Origin of the sequence: Vibrio gangliei (assembly GCF_026001925.1) — a bacterium.
GTDB classification, from domain to species: Bacteria; Pseudomonadota; Gammaproteobacteria; order Enterobacterales; family Vibrionaceae; genus Vibrio; species Vibrio gangliei.
On record NZ_AP021869.1, the window covers coordinates 56,135 to 74,608 of the forward strand.

Consider the following 18,474-nt stretch of genomic DNA (forward strand, 5'->3'; position numbering starts at 1 on the left):
AATGATGGAGGCAGCAGACAGTCGTCATGATCACAGAGATTGAGTTGATTCAGGATAAATTTCGTTTTTTCGAGGAAAATTCAGTTGGTGTGATTAGGTACAAGAGGGATTTATCGGTATATTAGTTGCCCAATGATCATCAAAGATTGATAGCAAGAGAAGACAATATGGGAATTCGAGCTCAACAAAAAGAAAAAACGCGTCGCTCTTTGATTGATGCCGCCTTTGGTCAATTAAGTGCAGATCGTGGCTTTTCTAATTTAAGTTTGCGTGAAGTGTCTCGCGAGGCTGGGATTGCGCCGACGTCTTTCTATCGCCATTTTAAAGACATGGATGAACTTGGCTTAGTGATGGTGGATGAAGGTGGTTTATTGCTGCGACAATTGATGCGTCAGGCTCGTCAGCGCATTGTGGCAGAGGGCAGTTTAATTCGCACTTCGGTACAAACTTTTATGGAGTTTATTGAGCAAAGCCCGAACATTTTTCGCTTATTATTACGTGAGCGTTCAGGCACTTCGGCGGAGTTTCGTGCAGCGGTGGCGCGTGAAATCCAACATTTTGGCGCAGAATTAGCTGAGTATTTGGTTCGAGCCGGTCTTGAACCTGAATTGGCTGCGATTCAAGCGGAAGCCTCTGTGACTATCGTCTTTACTTCAGGAGCGGAAGCCTTGGATCTTGAAGCTGATGCGCGTGACGCACTGGCTGAGCGAATGATTTTGCAATTAAGAATGTTAGCCAAAGGCACTACGTTGATGAAAGGCGCAATCAAAAAGTCTAAATAAATAATGGTTTGAAGCGACAAGGCCGCTGAATATTCAGATATTCAGCGGCCTTATTTTTTGAACGTTCGGTTTTTATTTACGCTCTAAAAACACGCCCACTTCCATATGATGAGTAAATGGGAACTGATCAAATAAAGCAAAGCGGGTGATATTATGGGTTTGCGCCAGAATGTCTAAATTATCTTTCAGTGTTTCTGGATTACATGAGATATACATGATGCGCTCATAGCCTTGAACCATTTTACAAGTCCCTTCATCCATGCCGGAACGTGGCGGATCGACAAAAATGGTGTTGCAGTTGTAGCTGGTTAAGTCGATATCGTTATCTTTTAGGCGTCGGAATTCGCGCTTTCCTTCCATCGCATCGGTAAAATCTTCCGCTGACATGCGGATGATTTGTACATTATCAATGTTATTGGCTTTGATGTTGTATTGCGCCGAATCGACCGATGGCTTCGCCAGTTCGGTAGCCAGTACTCGCTCGAAGTTTTGCGCCAGCGCTAATGAGAAGTTGCCATTACCACAATAGAGTTCAAGTAAATCGCCTTGGCTGTCTTGGGTACAATCCACTGCCCATTCCAACATTTTTTGCGCCACGATGCCGTTGGGTTGGGTGAAGCTGTTTTCTACTTGTTGATAAATATAGGGTTGGCCATTCACGTTCAGCTTTTCTACGACGTAATCTCTGTCCATGACGATTTTCATTTTACGCGCACGACCAATCAAATCGAGATTAAAGCCTTCTTCATTTAAGCGTTGCTTAAGTGCTCGGGCTTGCTGCTGCCATTCATCGTCTAATTGGCGGTGATAAAGCAAAGACACCAATACTTCACCACTTAGCGTCGATAAGAAATCCACTTGGAATAGTTTGGTGCGTAACACCGGGTTGTCTTTCATTGCATCCATCAGCAGTGGCATTAAATCATTGATTAAGCGACTGGCTGTGGGAAATTGATCAACACGGTACTTTTGGCGGGTGGCTTGATCGAACATGATGTAGTACATGTCGTCGCCTTCATGCCAAACGCGAAATTCTGCACGCATACGGTAATGTTGTTCAGGTGACTCAAACACTTCGATGTCAGGCGTAGTGAATTCAGCAAACATATCGCCTAGTCGCTGCAGCTTGTCATCGAGTTGCTCTGCATAGCTGGTGGTGTTTGGGGTGATGTTTGCCATAAATGAAAGCCTTTTAGTTACAACTGAACAGGTTTAGAACAAGGAGCGCAGATTTTATCCATCGAGCACCAGATGTCCAGTTTTGTCGTGCATCTATCCATTTTTTGCATGAAATAACGAAAAATATCGACTTCAGTTAACAATCAGTGGACATCAAAATCTTAGCACTTTAGGATTCTAACAGCTGGTGCCAGACTCATTTTTATACAAAGTGAGTGGTGGCTGAAAAGGGAATTTGGTGCAAATCCAGAACTGACGCGCAGCGGTGATAAGAACGAAACTTTCTGGTTAAGAGCCAAACACTACCTGTGGGTGGGAAGTCGAAAGGAGTAGGAGATAGCGAGCAATGCCTATCGAGCTTTAAGTCCGAATACCTACCAGTGAATCAGAGCGCTATGCTCATTATGTTTCTCGCGTTTTAGGACTTACAACAAAATGAAAAAAATAACTATTGCGACAGGGCTGAGTGCTGTTGCGAGCGGTGTATTACTGTCTTTTCCTTCTTATGCTCAAACTGCTGAGCAAAAATCCGCTACCACCGATGTGATGCTAGTGACGGCCACTAAGCGTACTGAGCCTGTGACTAATCTTGTTACCCCTATTATCCAAATTTCTAAACAAGATATTGTTAATTCTCAAGCAAATACGTTGAGTGATGTTCTGCGTCAGTTACCTGGCGTTCAATTAACTCATAATGGTGGTCCAAATCAACCCGCTCGTGTTTACGTACGTGGCAGTAATAATGTCGTAGTGCTGTTTAATGGCGTACGTTTAGGTAGTGCAACGTTAGGGTATGCCGATATTAGCCAAATCCCATTAGCTGGAGTGGAAAAGATCGAGTATTTACGCGGCTCTCGCGCGGCCGTATATGGTGCGGATGCCAGTGCAGGGGTAATCAACATCATCACTCGTGGTGATAATAAAGAAAGCACAGGGACAGTGAAAGCGACGGGTGGTTCAAATGGTTATCAAGCTTATACGGGATCTGTGGCGATGGTGCCGAGTGAAAAAGCTTGGGCCAATGTGACTGCTCAATATCAGCATAGCGATGGCTATAATGTAGCGGAATTTGGTAATGATGATCGTGATGGTTATGAAAATACAAATGTCATCGCTGATTGGGGTGTGCAGTTAGATGATAACTGGTTGATCCGTATGAATGGCTATTATCACCAAGGTCAAACTGAATATGACTATGATCCAGCTTGGGGCGCGAGCGCTGATCAGAATAAAACCAATAATTACAATATTAATGGTCAGGTGATTTATACCTCAGAACGTTTTGTGTCTAATCTGACTTATGGTAACAGTCAGGATAAATCGAAAACTCAACACAATGTACCTTCATCGCAAACTGTCACTAAAAGCAATCAAGTAACTTGGAGAAATAATGTCTTAATCACTCAAGCGGATTCGATCGGTTTTGGTGCTGAATATTTAAATAATGACGTTGGTGATTCAGATACTGCTTATGATGTGCAAGAACGTGATAATAAAGCAGCCTATTTAACGTTAGGTCATAATGGTGAAATTCTTCAATTAGAAGGAAGTGTGCGCTTTGATAACAATGAACAATTTGGCGATAAAACAACATGGCAATTTGGGGCAGGTTGGCAGCTTATTGAATCATTAAGGCTAACAACGAATGTTGGCACAGGATTTAAAGCACCAACCTTTAATGACCTTTATTACCCAGGCTTTGGGAACCCTGATTTAAAACCGGAAGAATCAACCAACTATGAAGTGGCTTTAGAAGGTGAGCATAGTTGGTTAGATTGGCGTTTAGCGGGTTTTTATAATGATATTGATAATCGGATTTCTTGCCAGCCTGTTTATTCAACTTGCGATAATGACAATGTGATTATTCAAGGCGTTGAATGGGTGGGGAATTTTGAAACAGGTCCGCTATACCACCAAGTGTCTTTGGAATATTTAAAGCCAGAGGATAAAGACAGTGGTCAAGACGCCGTTCGTATTGCTCGTCAGAACTATAAATGGCAAGTTGGCTATCAAGGTGATAATTGGCAAACGAACTTAAGTTATGTCTATCAAGGGAAGCGCTATGACTCTGGTAACGTTCGTTTAGATGGCTACAGTCTAGTTAATTTGGCGGCAAGTTATGACCTTACTGCGAATTGGGTAGTTTCCGCTCGTATTGATAACTTATTCGATGCCGATTATGAAACTGCGTCAACCTATATTGAACCTGAAAGGACTTATTACGGTTCGATTGCTTACCAATTCTAATGATTACAAACTAAGTGCCTCCTCAGCGGGGCACTTTCATTTTATTTCCGCAATATTTCCATTCCCATAATAAGCCGAGTATTATGCCACCCAGTGCATTTCAGTGTTTAAGTGGGTAGCGTGGATAATTCTATTACTTCAGTTCCTAAGGTATTGGTTTTTGATTCTGGTGTTGGAGGCTTGTCAGTCTATCAACAGATAGAGCAAAGCTACTCGCAACTTGATTATCTCTACTTATTTGATAATGAAGGCTACCCTTATGGTGAATTGCCAGAACACGTGTTGATTGAGCGAGTGATGAACCTTGTGGTGACAATGGCTAAGCAAGAGCAGGTGGACATAGTCGTCATCGCTTGTAACACGGCTAGCACTATTGTTTTACCGCATTTACGACAAGCGCTTACGATTCCCGTAGTCGGAGTGGTGCCTGCAATTAAACCCGCAGCTCAACTTGCCAAACGAGCGATTGGGCTGATTGCAACACCAGCTACCGTTCAGCGACCTTATACTCATCAATTGATTGAAGAATTCTCTCCTTACACAGATGTGAAACTGCTGGGGTCGACGCGCCTTGTTACCATGGCAGAAGAAAAACTGCGTGGTCAAACCGTTAATTTGGACGAATTAACGCATATATTGCAGCCACTCATCGGACAAATTGATGTCGCGGTTTTGGGGTGTACCCATTTTCCGTTATTAAAAGCTGAAATTGCACAAGTATTCGGTAGTGGGGTTGTGCTGGTGGACTCTGGTCTAGCAATAGCAAAGCGAGTTGGAACGATATTGAAACTGGAACAAAGTGAAGTCGTGCTACAAAAACAACACGCTATATACAGCAGTGCCGCACCTTGGGAGGGCGCGGCACTGAATAAAGGGGTTGCTCAGTTTGGCTTTAAAGCTATTCAGCCATTCCGCCTTCATGTTTAGGATCATTAGCAACACGAACTTTTAAAGTGCGCTGCATATAATCCTTTTCATTAAGTGCTGAAATTACTCCATCGGTATCTGACTCGGCAACAACCACAAAACCAAATCCACGACGCTTACCTGTACGCTTGTCCTTCATGAGACGAACAGCAAACACCTCACCATATTCCGAAAATAACTGGCGAACATTGGATTCGTTTGCTTTATAAGGCAGGTTGCCGACATAAAGTGTTTGAGTTGAAGCTTTTTCTGATGAGTCCTGAGATTGGCTTGATGAAGAGTTTGCTGTAACGACAAAAGTGGCAATCACACCAATCAAGAAGCTTCCCCATGCTGGGATGACATCTGTTACTGAAAAAATAACAGCGCCCAATACTGCAATAGCAATAACCATAACGGTCGATTTTTTAGAGTTCATATTGGAATACTACTAGTTGAATAAAAGAAAAAATAAGAATGCGTCTATAAGTATAAGATAGACTTTTCGATCTTACGTTTAATAGCCGATATTTACCAACGAATTGCTGTGATACTGCTCAAATGTTTAAATTATAATCACAAAATAATGATTTGCTTCAAAAAACAGCACTTGAAAATTATTTTATAAAAAAGCCTTGCCAAGGGAAAAGAACTCCCTATAATGCGCCCTCACTGACACGGAGCACGCAGCCAGACTGCAGCACGGTTCAGAGGTCAAAAGTCTCTTTAAAAAAGACTTTAGAAAATAAATCAAAAAAGTGTTTGACACCATGGTTTATTGAGCTAGAATGGCCGCCCTGTTCAGCGAGATGCGCTAAGCAATCTCAATAAGAACAACGCTCTTTAACAATTTAAACCTATCAATCTGTGTGGGCACTCGTTGATGATAATCAAAAAAGATTTATCAATGAACTGAGTGACCAATTTGATACTTCGGTATCGAGCACAGTCAATTCAACATTACTTAGTAATGCTAAATATCAGAATTCATTGAGCCGAAGCTTTTAGCTTCAACAAAACTTTAATTGAAGAGTTTGATCATGGCTCAGATTGAACGCTGGCGGCAGGCCTAACACATGCAAGTCGAGCGGTAACAGGAGAAAGCTTGCTTTCTCGCTGACGAGCGGCGGACGGGTGAGTAATGCATAGGAAGTTGCCCAGTAGAGGGGGATAACCATTGGAAACGATGGCTAATACCGCATGACCTCTTCGGAGCAAAGCAGGGGACCTTCGGGCCTTGCGCTATTGGATACGCCTATGTGGGATTAGCTAGTTGGTGAGGTAAGGGCTCACCAAGGCGACGATCCCTAGCTGGTCTGAGAGGATGATCAGCCACACTGGGACTGAGACACGGCCCAGACTCCTACGGGAGGCAGCAGTGGGGAATATTGCACAATGGGCGAAAGCCTGATGCAGCCATGCCGCGTGTATGAAGAAGGCCTTCGGGTTGTAAAGTACTTTCAGTTGTGAGGAAGGCGGTAAGATTAATACTCTTATCGTTTGACGTTAGCAACAGAAGAAGCACCGGCTAACTCCGTGCCAGCAGCCGCGGTAATACGGAGGGTGCGAGCGTTAATCGGAATTACTGGGCGTAAAGCGCATGCAGGTGGTTTGTTAAGTCAGATGTGAAAGCCCGGGGCTCAACCTCGGAAGGTCATTTGAAACTGGCAAACTAGAGTACTGTAGAGGGGGGTAGAATTTCAGGTGTAGCGGTGAAATGCGTAGAGATCTGAAGGAATACCAGTGGCGAAGGCGGCCCCCTGGACAGATACTGACACTCAGATGCGAAAGCGTGGGGAGCAAACAGGATTAGATACCCTGGTAGTCCACGCCGTAAACGATGTCTACTTGGAGGTTGTGGCCTTGAGCCGTGGCTTTCGGAGCTAACGCGTTAAGTAGACCGCCTGGGGAGTACGGTCGCAAGATTAAAACTCAAATGAATTGACGGGGGCCCGCACAAGCGGTGGAGCATGTGGTTTAATTCGATGCAACGCGAAGAACCTTACCTACTCTTGACATCCAGAGAAGCCAGTAGAGATACAGGTGTGCCTTCGGGAACTCTGAGACAGGTGCTGCATGGCTGTCGTCAGCTCGTGTTGTGAAATGTTGGGTTAAGTCCCGCAACGAGCGCAACCCTTATCCTTGTTTGCCAGCACTTCGGGTGGGAACTCCAGGGAGACTGCCGGTGATAAACCGGAGGAAGGTGGGGACGACGTCAAGTCATCATGGCCCTTACGAGTAGGGCTACACACGTGCTACAATGGCGCATACAGAGGGCAGCGAACTTGCGAGAGTAAGCGAATCCCAAAAAGTGCGTCGTAGTCCGGATTGGAGTCTGCAACTCGACTCCATGAAGTCGGAATCGCTAGTAATCGTAGATCAGAATGCTACGGTGAATACGTTCCCGGGCCTTGTACACACCGCCCGTCACACCATGGGAGTGGGCTGCAAAAGAAGTAGGTAGTTTAACCTTCGGGAGGACGCTTACCACTTTGTGGTTCATGACTGGGGTGAAGTCGTAACAAGGTAGCCCTAGGGGAACCTGGGGCTGGATCACCTCCTTACGTAAAGATTGTGCATTGATGAGTGTTCACACAGATTGATTAGGTTTAGAAAGTAAGAGTTTCATGTTGGGTCTGTAGCTCAGCTGGTTAGAGCGCTCGCCTGATAAGCGGGAGGTCGGTGGTTCAAGTCCACTCAGACCCACCAATCTTTCCTAAAAGATTGGCTGACATGAATTTCGATGGGGTTATAGCTCAGCTGGGAGAGCGCCTGCCTTGCACGCAGGAGGTCTGCGGTTCGATCCCGCATAGCTCCACCATCTTTAAGTGTTTTCACTGAAAATATTTAAAAATGGTTAATTCGAAAGACTTAACTTGCTCTTTAACAATTTGGAAAGCTGACTGATAAAACATTTTATGTTTTATCAAATAAAAGTTCTCAATGTTTATCTCTAAGATAAACACACAACACACATTCAAGTGTCTTGTATTCAAACAAACAATTCATTGTTTGTTCTATTGAGTCCGGCAACGATGACTAAGACTAACCCTCTTAATCATCAAAAACTAAAACCTTATTTAGTTGAACATACATAAGACCCTTTTGGGTTGTATGGTTAAGTGAATAAGCGTACACGGTGGATGCCTAGGCAGTCAGAGGCGATGAAGGACGTAGTAACTTGCGATAAGCGTAGATTAGGCAGTAACAGCCACTTGAGTCTACGATTTCCGAATGGGGAAACCCACATGCATAAGCATGTATCTTAACATGAATACATAGTGTTAAGAGGCGAACTCGGGGAACTGAAACATCTAAGTACCCGAAGGAAGAGAAATCAACCGAGATTCCGAAAGTAGCGGCGAGCGAAATTGGATTAGCCCTTAAGCTTTATATGCGTCAGGTGAAGGCTCTGGAAAGTGCCGCGATACAGGGTGATAGCCCCGTAACCGACAACGTATACTAAGTGAAATCGAGTAAGGCGGGACACGTGATATCCTGTCTGAACATGGGGGGACCATCCTCCAAGGCTAAATACTCCTGACTGACCGATAGTGAACCAGTACCGTGAGGGAAAGGCGAAAAGAACCCCTGTGAGGGGAGTGAAATAGAACCTGAAACCGTGTACGTACAAGCAGTAGGAGCACCTTCGTGGTGTGACTGCGTACCTTTTGTATAATGGGTCAGCGACTTATATTTAGTAGCAAGGTTAACCGTATAGGGGAGCCGTAGGGAAACCGAGTCTTAACTGGGCGTCGAGTTGCTAGGTATAGACCCGAAACCAGGTGATCTAGCCATGGGCAGGTTGAAGGTTGAGTAACATCAACTGGAGGACCGAACCGACTAATGTTGAAAAATTAGCGGATGACTTGTGGCTAGGGGTGAAAGGCCAATCAAACCTGGAGATAGCTGGTTCTCCCCGAAAGCTATTTAGGTAGCGCCTCGGACGAATACTACTGGGGGTAGAGCACTGTTAAGGCTAGGGGGTCATCCCGACTTACCAACCCTTTGCAAACTCCGAATACCAGTAAGTACTATCCGGGAGACACACGGCGGGTGCTAACGTCCGTCGTGGAGAGGGAAACAACCCAGACCGCCAGCTAAGGTCCCAAAGTATAGCTAAGTGGGAAACGATGTGGGAAGGCTCAGACAGCCAGGATGTTGGCTTAGAAGCAGCCATCATTTAAAGAAAGCGTAATAGCTCACTGGTCGAGTCGGCCTGCGCGGAAGATGTAACGGGGCTAAGCTATACACCGAAGCTGCGGCAGCATACTTTAGTATGCTGGGTAGGGGAGCGTTCTGTAAGCCGTTGAAGGTGAACTGAGAAGTTTGCTGGAGGTATCAGAAGTGCGAATGCTGACATGAGTAACGATAAAGGGAGTGAAAAACTCCCTCGCCGGAAGACCAAGGGTTCCTGTCCAACGTTAATCGGGGCAGGGTAAGTCGACCCCTAAGGCGAGGCCGAAAGGCGTAGTCGATGGGAAACGGGTTAATATTCCCGTACTTCTTACAAATGCGATGGGGGGACGGAGAAGGCTAGGTGGGCCTGGCGATGGTTGTCCAGGTTCAAGTGCGTAGGCTGATTTCTTAGGTAAATCCGGGAAATCTTAAGGCCGAGACACGACGTCGAGCGCCCAAGGGCGTGAAGTCATTGATGCCATGCTTCCAGGAAAAGCCTCTAAGCTTCAGTTTGTAAGGAATCGTACCCCAAACCGACACAGGTGGTCGGGTAGAGAATACCAAGGCGCTTGAGAGAACTCGGGTGAAGGAACTAGGCAAAATGGTACCGTAACTTCGGGAGAAGGTACGCTCCTAGCGGTGATGAGACTTGCTCTCTAAGCTGCCGGGAGTCGCAGATACCAGGTGGCTGCAACTGTTTATTAAAAACACAGCACTGTGCAAAATCGTAAGATGACGTATACGGTGTGACGCCTGCCCGGTGCCGGAAGGTTAATTGATGGGGTTATCTTCGGAGAAGCTCTTGATCGAAGCCCCGGTAAACGGCGGCCGTAACTATAACGGTCCTAAGGTAGCGAAATTCCTTGTCGGGTAAGTTCCGACCTGCACGAATGGCGTAATGATGGCCACGCTGTCTCCACCCGAGACTCAGTGAAATTGAAATCGCTGTGAAGATGCAGTGTACCCGCGGCTAGACGGAAAGACCCCGTGAACCTTTACTACAGCTTGGCACTGAACATTGACCCTACATGTGTAGGATAGGTGGGAGACTTTGAAGCAATCACGCCAGTGGTTGTGGAGTCGTCCTTGAAATACCACCCTTGTAGTGTTGATGTTCTAACTTAGCCCCGTTATCCGGGGTGAGGACAGTGCCTGGTGGGTAGTTTGACTGGGGCGGTCTCCTCCCAAAGAGTAACGGAGGAGCACGAAGGTGGGCTAAACACGGTTGGACATCGTGTGGTTAGTGCAATGGCATAAGCCCGCTTGACTGCGAGAATGACAATTCGAGCAGGTGCGAAAGCAGGTCATAGTGATCCGGTGGTTCTGAATGGAAGGGCCATCGCTCAACGGATAAAAGGTACTCCGGGGATAACAGGCTGATACCGCCCAAGAGTTCATATCGACGGCGGTGTTTGGCACCTCGATGTCGGCTCATCACATCCTGGGGCTGAAGTCGGTCCCAAGGGTATGGCTGTTCGCCATTTAAAGTGGTACGCGAGCTGGGTTTAGAACGTCGTGAGACAGTTCGGTCCCTATCTGCCGTGGGCGTTGGAAGATTGAAGGGGGCTGCTCCTAGTACGAGAGGACCGGAGTGGACGAACCTCTGGTGTTCGGGTTGTCATGCCAATGGCATTGCCCGGTAGCTAAGTTCGGAATCGATAAGTGCTGAAAGCATCTAAGCACGAAGCGAGCCCTGAGATGAGTCTTCCCTGGCGCTTTAAGCGTCCTAAAGGGTTGTCGGAGACTACGACGTTGATAGGTTGGGTGTGTAAGCGCTGCGAGGCGTTGAGCTAACCAATACTAATTGCCCGTGAGGCTTAACCATACAACACCTAAAGGGTTTTGATGGACTCAAAAGAATACAGATAAGCACTTGAATGAGTGATGAGACTTTAGCTAGAGATAGCAAACAGCTTTCCGAATTAAGTTAAGCGCCTATCGGCGATTAACAAAAGAATTTGCTTGGCGACCATAGCGCTTTGGACCCACCTGATTCCATGCCGAACTCAGAAGTGAAACGAAGTAGCGCCGATGGTAGTGTGGGGTTTCCCCATGTGAGAGTAGGACATCGCCAGGCTTTGAATAGCACTAAGCTGAATAGACGCTGCGGAGCGGTAGTTCAGTTGGTTAGAATACCGGCCTGTCACGCCGGGGGTCGCGGGTTCGAGTCCCGTCCGCTCCGCCACTTATTAATGAGAAAGCCTGATTCGAAAGAGTCAGGCTTTTTTGTGTCTATAATAATCGCTCTTATTCAGATGGTCGCTATGTGTAGGCGTTGGGGACTTGCTATCTTGATATGAAAAAGCCTAACAAATAGTTAGGCTTAAAGTGAGGGAACGGCTTATAGAATTTGTTTGAGAATTCTATCGGCTTTAACTCGCTTGATTTTTCTGATCAGCTTTTGCACATCCTCGGGGTACGTTTCGATAGTTTCTAGTTGCTTATAGCTTCCTATGAGAGTTGTGTGCTGTAAAATGGATTCAAGTTCACTCTCAAAAGCCTCTACTAATTGATGGCCAGGATCTTTAATCAGAAGGCCATTTTCTAAGTCTAACTTCCAGGCCCTTGGGTTCAAGTTATTACCAGTTAAGAGCATGTACTCCTTATCTACCCACATACCTTTGAGATGGAAACTGTTGTTATTGTGCTTCCAGAGGTAAATAGAAAGTTGGCGACTTGCTATATGCGCTTCATTGATACGTGCAAAGTGACGAAGATTGATCTCATAAAGGTAAGGTAAACCAGCAATGGTTTTAAACTCTTCTTCTGGCGGAATATAAAAGTCATTTGCGGTTTTATCACCCACGACGATATTCACTTTCACGCCACGTTTAATGGCCCGTTTCACTTCCTTGGCAATGCTTTTGGGAAAGTTGAAATAAGGCGTTAAAATCGTAATTTCTTTTTCAGCGCAAGCAATCAAATTATTGATGTGTAAATTGAGTTTATTACGTCGCTTACCTACTCCAACTAAAGGTGTGATACCAATAAATCCTTCATCGACATGTTGCGGGGTAAACTCATAGTTGGATTGCGTCAGAAGTATACGGAATTGTTTAATCGCTGCTTTGAGTGATTTAGTGCTAGGCCGTTCAGGTTGTGATAAGCAGTTAACCGCTTCATGATTACTGATATGTTTTTGGATATAAGTCACCATGCTATTCGCGAGATCAGTGTTGGTCATCACGTGATAGCGATCAAAGCGGTACTTATCATTATGATGCAAGTAGATATTGTTTAAGCTAGCGCCACTGTATATGACGGTATCATCAATGATAAAACCTTTGAGATGCAGTACGCCAAACACTTCTTTACCTCGGACAGGTACGCCCAAAATGGAAATGGGGTGTTGGTATTTCTGAGCAAACTCTTTATATAGCGCGGCATTGCCTTCACTCTCTTGCGCGCCAATTAAACCACGTTGAGCTCGATGCCAATCGACACAAACGGTTACGTCAAGCTGCGGATTTCTTTGTTTCGCTTCGTATAATTCAGTTAAGACCAAGCGCCCTGCTTCATCATTTTCTAGATAAAGTGCGACGAGATAGATTCTCTTGGTTGCATTCTTTATTTCAGACAAAAGCCGATCGCGAAATTGTTGTGCAGAAAAGAGCACTTCAAATTTTTTAGGATCTTGCGCTATGGTTGGTAGCTGTTCGAGTAAGTTCTTACTAGCTATCATATTTATTAAACCTTACATGCTGCTTATGTCTAAGGAAGGTATTTTATCAAACTACCGCAAAAGATTCCTATAAATCACGCCTAAGTTATGTCAGAACTGTTGCTTTATATTGCATGGGTAACAGTTTTTTACCATTGGCAGTGTAACGTAAGAACAATTGTTTGAGAGTTGGGGGAAGGTTTTCTAATGGTAGCGTTTGAAAACCGGCAGCTTGATATAGCTTTTCAAGATGCTCATAAGCAAAGCAATACGTTGCCTGATTTAAGTATTCGGTTTGGCAAAAGTGCAACATCTGATTGGCTATGCCTTGTGAGCGGTAGTCAGGAATAACCAACATTCCTGTCAGTAAAGAAAAGTTCTCAATCGGACGAAAGCGAACAACACTAACAATTTGGTTCTCATCGTACCCGACGATAATGGTTTCCGATTTTTTAGCTTTCGCTGATGGATAGTACTGTTTATAAATCGGCTTTAAGAGTGGCAGCTTAATGCTATCAAGTTGCTGAAAGTTAACTTCAATCATACAGAGACTGTGTTTATTAGGTGTATAAGGTAGAATAGTACGACACAAGTTTAGGTAATCAAATCTATGAATGTAAATAACAACGTAAATCTTAAGCCTTACCATACTTTTGGCATTGACGTGCCTTGTGATGTGTTAGTCGAAGCCAACACGGTTGATGATTTAATTGCAGCCTATACCAACCCAGAATGGGATGAATTACCTAAACTGATTTTGGGGAAAGGCAGCAACGTTCTTTTTACAGAGCCTTTTCATGGTGTGGTTATTATTAATCAGTTGCTTGGAAAAACGATTACGACCCAAGATGATTATATTCTATTGTCTGTCGCTGGCGGAGAAGATTGGCCTAGTTTGGTGGAATGGACACTTGAGCAAGGCATGTCAGGGATAGAAAATTTAGCCATGATTCCAGGTTGTGCAGGTAGTGCACCTATTCAAAATATTGGTGCTTATGGCGTTGAATTTAAAGATGTTTGTGAGTATGTAGAATATCTGGATTTACTCTCTTTTAAAATCACTCGCTTGACTGCGCAAGAGTGTCAATTTGGTTATCGAGATTCCATTTTTAAACACGAACTTCTCGGAAAAGTGGTGATAACCGAGGTGGGGCTGAATTTGCCAGAAACTTGGGTGCCAACATTAACTTATGGCCCGCTTAAAGCTGAAAAGGAACTGCTAACGACGCCAAAAGAAGTGTTTGATTTAGTTTGTGATATTCGTGGTACTAAGCTACCCGATCCGGCTGTGACCGGTAATGCCGGCAGTTTTTTTAAGAACCCGGTTATTAGCCAACAAAGTTACGATAAGCTACAAGCGCTATACCCAGATTTAAGTGGCTATGAAGTGGATGAAGGAGTGAAAATAGCGGCAGGTTGGTTGATAGATCGCTGTGGGTTGAAAGGGCATCAAATTGGTGGCGCTCAAGTTCATCCACAACAAGCATTGGTCATTGTGAATACCGGTGATGCCACAGCAAAAGATGTCCTAGATTTGGCATGGTTTATTAAGTTAGCCGTATTAGATAAATACGGCGTAGAGTTAGAACATGAAGTGCGTTTTTTTGATGAGAATAAAGAAACGCGTTTAGAAACGATTTTTGCACAAAGTGTTTAGGATTGGGCATGCAGGATAATAAATACAAACAGCACACCGTGAAGCTGCAAATTATCAAATTTTTATCCGATGGTGAGTTTCATTCCGGTGAAGACCTCGGTGAGTCACTAGGTATTTCTCGGGCTGCCATCAGTAAGCATGTCAAAGGTATTCAAGAGTGGGGCATTGATATTGCGCGTGTACAAGGAAAAGGTTATCAACTCGCACGGCCAATGGACTTATTGGATCAGAAAGTCATTCAAGCATCGGCAACTGTCCCTGTTGAGCTGATTCCAGTGATTGATTCAACTAATCAATATTTACTGGAGACCTTTCATCAACGTGAGAGTGGTTGCGTGTGTATTGCTGAATATCAGTCGCAAGGACGAGGTCGCCGCGGCCGAAAATGGCAATCTCCTTATGGTTCAAATCTCTATTTTTCAATGTATTGGAAGCTTGAAGCAGGGGTTGCGGCTGCGATGGGGTTAAGCTTGGCGATCGGTGTGGCGATTGTGGATGCCCTTGAGTCGTTAGGCGCTCGTGATCTTAAACTTAAATGGCCAAATGACTTATATTATCAAGATAAAAAATTGGCCGGCATCTTAGTTGAAATGTCCGGTCAAACCGGTGGTGAAGCACATCTCGTGATCGGCATGGGCCTGAATATTGATATGAGAGTGGGCGACAATAGCATTGACCAGCCTTGGGCGAATTTAAGCCAAGTTTTTGACGCTGAAATGCCAACGCGTAACCAGATAGTGATTGCTTTGATTCAAGCTTGGAAGCAGGTGTTAGATCAATATGAAGAGCAAGGTATGGCCAGCTTTGTCGAGCGTTGGAACGCGTTAGATAATTTCAAAGATAAGCCGATTAAACTTCTTATGGGTAATAAAGAAATTTATGGAATCGGCAAAGGTATTAATGCCCAAGGCGGAATTTTATTGCAGACTGATCAAGGTATAGAAACCTATGTCGGGGGCGAGATTTCACTGCGAAAGGCATAACGAAAGACGGTGCTATTTTCTCAGTAGCACTTCTTCTACTTGATGATCCTGTCCTTTACGCAAAATCAATTGCGCTCGATCACGGGTTGGTAGAATATTCTGCTGCAAGTTTATACCATTAATGGTACGCCAGATGCTTTTTGCCTTTTCAATCGATTCTTGTTCTGTCAGTTGAGTGTAATGACTGAAATAAGAGCCAGGTTTAGTAAACGCCCCTTTACGTAATTTCATAAAGCGTGAAATATACCATTCTTCAATTTGAGTCGTATCTGCATCAACGTAGATTGAAAAATCTAAAAAGTCGGAAATAAAGACTTTAAATGGATTGTTGGGGTAATCATTTCCACCTTGTAGGACATTCAGACCTTCAATAATCAGAACGTCAGGCTGATCGACAATTTTTTCTTCATCGGTAATGTCATAGGTAATATGTGAATAAACCGGTACATGAATATGGCGTTTACAGTCTTTCACATCCGTTAAAAAATCGACTAAGGCTTTAGTGTCGTACGACTCCGGAAACCCCTTTTTGGTCATTAAGTTCTGATTTAATAGTGTTTTGTTAGGATGTAAAAAGCCATCAGTGGTGATGAGCTCAACCTTCGGGTGGTTCTCCCAGCGTGACAACAAGGCAGTGAGGAGGCGAGCTGTGGTACTTTTTCCTACCGCAACACTACCGGCGATACCAATAATAAACGGTGGAGATTTTTCCTGCTTATTAAAAAACTGATGCAATACTTGATTGCGACTTTGTCTTGCTTCTACGTAGAGATTGAGTAATCGGGATAATGGTAAGTAGATTTGAGTGACTTCGTCCATGGAGAGATTTTCATTGATCCCTTGTAACTCTTTCAGATCTTCAGGTGTAAGGGTCATCGGAACAGAATTTCGTAATTCTGACCACTGACTTCTGTCGTATGAAAGGTAAGGGTTCATAAAAAGACTCAAAAATAACCAAAAAGGATGAGCGAAGATACACCAAGCGCCGCGCTTTTCAAACAACCATAAGTCGACTTTCCTAATAAACTGTAGAGTTTTTGCTGCATTTATGCACAAATTCCTATTCCATTAGGGAAAATAGTGCTTTTTTGCATTTTACTCTTGCAAGCTTTTCGAACATTCAATAGAATTCGCACCACTTGCGCCGACTTAGCTCAGTAGGTAGAGCAACTGACTTGTAATCAGTAGGTCACCAGTTCGATTCCGGTAGTCGGCACCACTTTTCTATTTTGATGAGGAAAGTGTAAGCAACACAAAATTTGGAGGGGTTCCCGAGTGGCCAAAGGGAGCAGACTGTAAATCTGCCGGCTCCGCCTTCGATGGTTCGAATCCGTCCCCCTCCACCATATTGGCATTGATCGTAACGCGATGAATGCAAAAAATTGCGAAAATAGCGCTCAGAGTTACACGTGTGCGGGCATCGTATAATGGCTATTACCTCAGCCTTCCAAGCTGATGATGCGGGTTCGATTCCCGCTGCCCGCTCCAGCCGTACTTGTGTTGCTGATATAGCTCAGTTGGTAGAGCGCACCCTTGGTAAGGGTGAGGTCGGCGGTTCAAATCCGCCTATCAGCACCAGCTCTAAGCAATATTTTCCTTTTGATATATACTTAATTACCATTTTTTTGGTTGCGTGGTCATCAAAGCCACCTAAATCCGTACCTAGAGGGACTATCCATGTCTAAAGAAAAATTTGAACGTACGAAACCGCACGTAAACGTTGGTACTATCGGCCACGTTGACCACGGTAAAACAACTCTTACTGCAGCTATCTGTACTACACTTGCTAAAGTGTACGGCGGTGCAGCTCGTGACTTCGCATCAATCGATAACGCTCCAGAAGAGCGTGAGCGCGGTATCACAATCGCTACTTCTCACGTAGAGTACGATACTCCATCTCGTCACTACGCACACGTAGACTGCCCAGGACACGCCGATTATGTTAAAAACATGATCACTGGTGCTGCGCAAATGGACGGTGGTATCCTAGTTGTTGCGGCAACTGACGGTCCAATGCCTCAAACTCGTGAGCACATCCTACTTGGTCGCCAAGTTGGTATCCCTTACATCATCGTATTCATGAACAAATGTGACATGGTTGATGATGAAGAGCTTCTAGAACTAGTTGAAATGGAAGTTCGTGAACTTCTTTCTGAGTACGACTTCCCAGGTGATGATCTACCAGTAATCCAAGGTTCAGCTCTAGGTGCCCTAAACGGTGAAGAGCAATGGGAAGCGAAAATCGTTGAACTAGCAGAAGCGCTAGACAACTACATCCCAGAGCCAGAGCGTGCAGTAGACCAACCATTCCTACTACCAATTGAAGACGTGTTCTCAATCCAAGGTCGTGGTACGGTTGTAACTGGTCGTATCGAGCGTGGTATCCTACGCGTAGGTGACGAAGTAGAAATCGTTGGTATCAAAGACACTACAGTAACGACATGTACTGGTGTTGAAATGTTCCGTAAGCTTCTAGACGAAGGTCGTGCGGGTGAGAACGTTGGTGCACTTCTACGTGGTACTAAGCGTGATGACGTAGAGCGTGGTCAAGTACTAGCAGCTCCTAAGTCAATCAACCCACACACAACTTTCGAATCAGAAGTATACGTACTTTCTAAAGACGAAGGTGGTCGCCACACTCCATTCTTCAAAGGTTACCGTCCACAGTTCTACTTCCGTACAACTGACGTAACTGGCGACATTCAACTACCAGAAGGTGTTGAAATGGTAATGCCTGGTGATAACGTACAAATGACTGTTACTCTAATCGCACCAATCGCGATGGACGAAGGTCTACGTTTCGCTATCCGTGAAGGTGGCCGTACAGTTGGTGCTGGTGTTGTAGCGAAAGTTATCGCTTAATCATCTAGACTTTATAGT

At 44.7% G+C, this 18,474-nt stretch carries 11 protein-coding genes, 7 tRNA genes, 3 rRNA genes and 1 riboswitch; of the genes, 16 read left to right on the plus strand and 5 right to left on the minus strand.

The genetic code is table 11. The features are described from left to right. Positions 1–167: 167 nt before the first annotated feature. Positions 168–782, plus strand: a complete 615-nt coding sequence (fabR, locus tag Vgang_RS00290; protein ID WP_105903014.1) for an HTH-type transcriptional repressor FabR — start codon at positions 168–170, stop codon at positions 780–782. Between the two features lie 72 nt (positions 783–854). On the opposite strand, the gene trmA is transcribed toward fabR, so the two are convergent. Beyond that, positions 855–1,961 carry a tRNA (uridine(54)-C5)-methyltransferase TrmA gene (gene trmA / locus Vgang_RS00295; protein ID WP_105903015.1) on the minus strand — a complete coding sequence of 369 codons (1,107 nt, stop codon included), beginning with the start codon at positions 1,959–1,961 and terminating at the stop codon, positions 855–857. 168 nt (positions 1,962–2,129) lie between these two features. Continuing rightward, a riboswitch (cobalamin riboswitch) is annotated at positions 2,130–2,357 on the plus strand. A gap of 39 nt (positions 2,358–2,396) precedes the next feature. Here trmA and Vgang_RS00300 point away from each other — a divergent pair. Both Vgang_RS00300 and murI read left to right on the plus strand, forming a co-directional pair. Beyond that, positions 2,397–4,208 carry a TonB-dependent receptor domain-containing protein gene (locus Vgang_RS00300; RefSeq protein WP_105903016.1) on the plus strand — a complete coding sequence of 604 codons (1,812 nt, stop codon included), beginning with the start codon at positions 2,397–2,399 and terminating at the stop codon, positions 4,206–4,208. Positions 4,209–4,328: 120 nt separating this feature from the next. Continuing rightward, positions 4,329–5,135 (plus strand): glutamate racemase, encoded by an 807-nt coding sequence (gene murI, locus Vgang_RS00305; RefSeq protein WP_406708288.1) that lies wholly within the window; start codon positions 4,329–4,331, stop codon positions 5,133–5,135. Here murI and Vgang_RS00310 read toward each other — a convergent pair. Then, the gene (locus Vgang_RS00310) at positions 5,107–5,553 is read right to left on the minus strand and encodes an RNA recognition motif domain-containing protein (RefSeq protein ID WP_105903017.1); all 447 of its coding nucleotides are present in this window, start codon (positions 5,551–5,553) and stop codon (positions 5,107–5,109) included. The two genes, murI and Vgang_RS00310, sit on opposite strands and share 29 nt — an antisense overlap. 583 nt (positions 5,554–6,136) lie before the next feature. On the opposite strand from Vgang_RS00310, the gene Vgang_RS00315 reads away from it, so the two are divergent. The 6 genes from Vgang_RS00315 to Vgang_RS00340 all read left to right on the plus strand — a co-directional run bounded on the left by Vgang_RS00315 (position 6,137) and on the right by Vgang_RS00340 (position 11,478). Continuing rightward, positions 6,137–7,678, plus strand: a 16S ribosomal RNA gene (locus Vgang_RS00315). A 68-nt stretch (positions 7,679–7,746) separates the two neighbouring features. Continuing rightward, positions 7,747–7,823 (plus strand) — tRNA-Ile (locus Vgang_RS00320). 36 nt (positions 7,824–7,859) lie between these two features. Further along, positions 7,860–7,935, plus strand: a tRNA-Ala gene (locus Vgang_RS00325). Between the two features lie 295 nt (positions 7,936–8,230). Further along, positions 8,231–11,118 (plus strand): 23S ribosomal RNA (locus Vgang_RS00330). Positions 11,119–11,254: 136 nt separating this feature from the next. Then, positions 11,255–11,370, plus strand: a 5S ribosomal RNA gene (rrf, locus tag Vgang_RS00335). Together the 16S, 23S and 5S rRNA genes with 3 tRNA genes alongside form the textbook arrangement of a ribosomal RNA operon. Before the next feature lie 31 nt (positions 11,371–11,401). Then, a tRNA-Asp gene (locus Vgang_RS00340) sits at positions 11,402–11,478 on the plus strand. Between the two features lie 156 nt (positions 11,479–11,634). Here the strand turns inward: Vgang_RS00340 and pssA are convergent. Next, the gene (pssA, locus tag Vgang_RS00345; protein ID WP_105903767.1) at positions 11,635–12,975 is read right to left on the minus strand and encodes a CDP-diacylglycerol--serine O-phosphatidyltransferase; all 1,341 of its coding nucleotides are present in this window, start codon (positions 12,973–12,975) and stop codon (positions 11,635–11,637) included. A gap of 85 nt (positions 12,976–13,060) precedes the next feature. Then, entirely contained in the window at positions 13,061–13,498 is a 438-nt protein-coding gene (locus Vgang_RS00350; RefSeq protein WP_105903766.1) for a GNAT family N-acetyltransferase, read from the minus strand. 66 nt (positions 13,499–13,564) lie between these two features. Between Vgang_RS00350 and murB the strand changes: the two genes are divergently transcribed. Beyond that, positions 13,565–14,611 (plus strand): UDP-N-acetylmuramate dehydrogenase, encoded by a 1,047-nt coding sequence (gene murB, locus Vgang_RS00355; protein WP_105903765.1) that lies wholly within the window; start codon positions 13,565–13,567, stop codon positions 14,609–14,611. Between the two features lie 8 nt (positions 14,612–14,619). Next, complete coding sequence (birA, locus tag Vgang_RS00360) at positions 14,620–15,594, plus strand: bifunctional biotin--[acetyl-CoA-carboxylase] ligase/biotin operon repressor BirA (RefSeq protein ID WP_105903764.1); 975 nt, start codon at positions 14,620–14,622, stop codon at positions 15,592–15,594. Positions 15,595–15,606: 12 nt separating this feature from the next. Here birA and coaA read toward each other — a convergent pair whose 3' ends face one another. Continuing rightward, positions 15,607–16,530 carry a type I pantothenate kinase gene (gene coaA, locus Vgang_RS00365; protein ID WP_105903768.1) on the minus strand — a complete coding sequence of 308 codons (924 nt, stop codon included), beginning with the start codon at positions 16,528–16,530 and terminating at the stop codon, positions 15,607–15,609. A gap of 207 nt (positions 16,531–16,737) precedes the next feature. Between coaA and Vgang_RS00370 the strand changes: the two genes are divergently transcribed. The 5 genes from Vgang_RS00370 to tuf all read left to right on the plus strand — a co-directional run bounded on the left by Vgang_RS00370 (position 16,738) and on the right by tuf (position 18,456). After that, a tRNA-Thr gene (locus Vgang_RS00370) sits at positions 16,738–16,813 on the plus strand. 42 nt (positions 16,814–16,855) lie between these two features. Further along, a tRNA-Tyr gene (locus tag Vgang_RS00375) sits at positions 16,856–16,940 on the plus strand. A gap of 67 nt (positions 16,941–17,007) precedes the next feature. Then, positions 17,008–17,082, plus strand: a tRNA-Gly gene (locus Vgang_RS00380). A gap of 14 nt (positions 17,083–17,096) precedes the next feature. Next, positions 17,097–17,172, plus strand: a tRNA-Thr gene (locus Vgang_RS00385). Between the two features lie 99 nt (positions 17,173–17,271). After that, the gene (gene tuf, locus Vgang_RS00390) at positions 17,272–18,456 is read left to right on the plus strand and encodes an elongation factor Tu (protein WP_264923430.1); all 1,185 of its coding nucleotides are present in this window, start codon (positions 17,272–17,274) and stop codon (positions 18,454–18,456) included. Positions 18,457–18,474 lie beyond the last annotated feature (18 nt).

Coding starts and splice junctions, on each gene's coding strand:
- tuf (WP_264923430.1), top strand. CDS start 17,272: ATGTCTAAAGAAAAATTTGAACGTACGAAACCGCACGTAAACGTTGGT.
- Vgang_RS00310 (WP_105903017.1), bottom strand. CDS start 5,553: ATGAACTCTAAAAAATCGACCGTTATGGTTATTGCTATTGCAGTATTG.
- murB (WP_105903765.1), top strand. CDS start 13,565: ATGAATGTAAATAACAACGTAAATCTTAAGCCTTACCATACTTTTGGC.
- Vgang_RS00300 (WP_105903016.1), top strand. CDS start 2,397: ATGAAAAAAATAACTATTGCGACAGGGCTGAGTGCTGTTGCGAGCGGT.
- birA (WP_105903764.1), top strand. CDS start 14,620: ATGCAGGATAATAAATACAAACAGCACACCGTGAAGCTGCAAATTATC.
- pssA (WP_105903767.1), bottom strand. CDS start 12,975: ATGATAGCTAGTAAGAACTTACTCGAACAGCTACCAACCATAGCGCAA.
- coaA (WP_105903768.1), bottom strand. CDS start 16,530: ATGAACCCTTACCTTTCATACGACAGAAGTCAGTGGTCAGAATTACGA.
- Vgang_RS00350 (WP_105903766.1), bottom strand. CDS start 13,498: ATGATTGAAGTTAACTTTCAGCAACTTGATAGCATTAAGCTGCCACTC.
- trmA (WP_105903015.1), bottom strand. CDS start 1,961: ATGGCAAACATCACCCCAAACACCACCAGCTATGCAGAGCAACTCGAT.
- fabR (WP_105903014.1), top strand. CDS start 168: ATGGGAATTCGAGCTCAACAAAAAGAAAAAACGCGTCGCTCTTTGATT.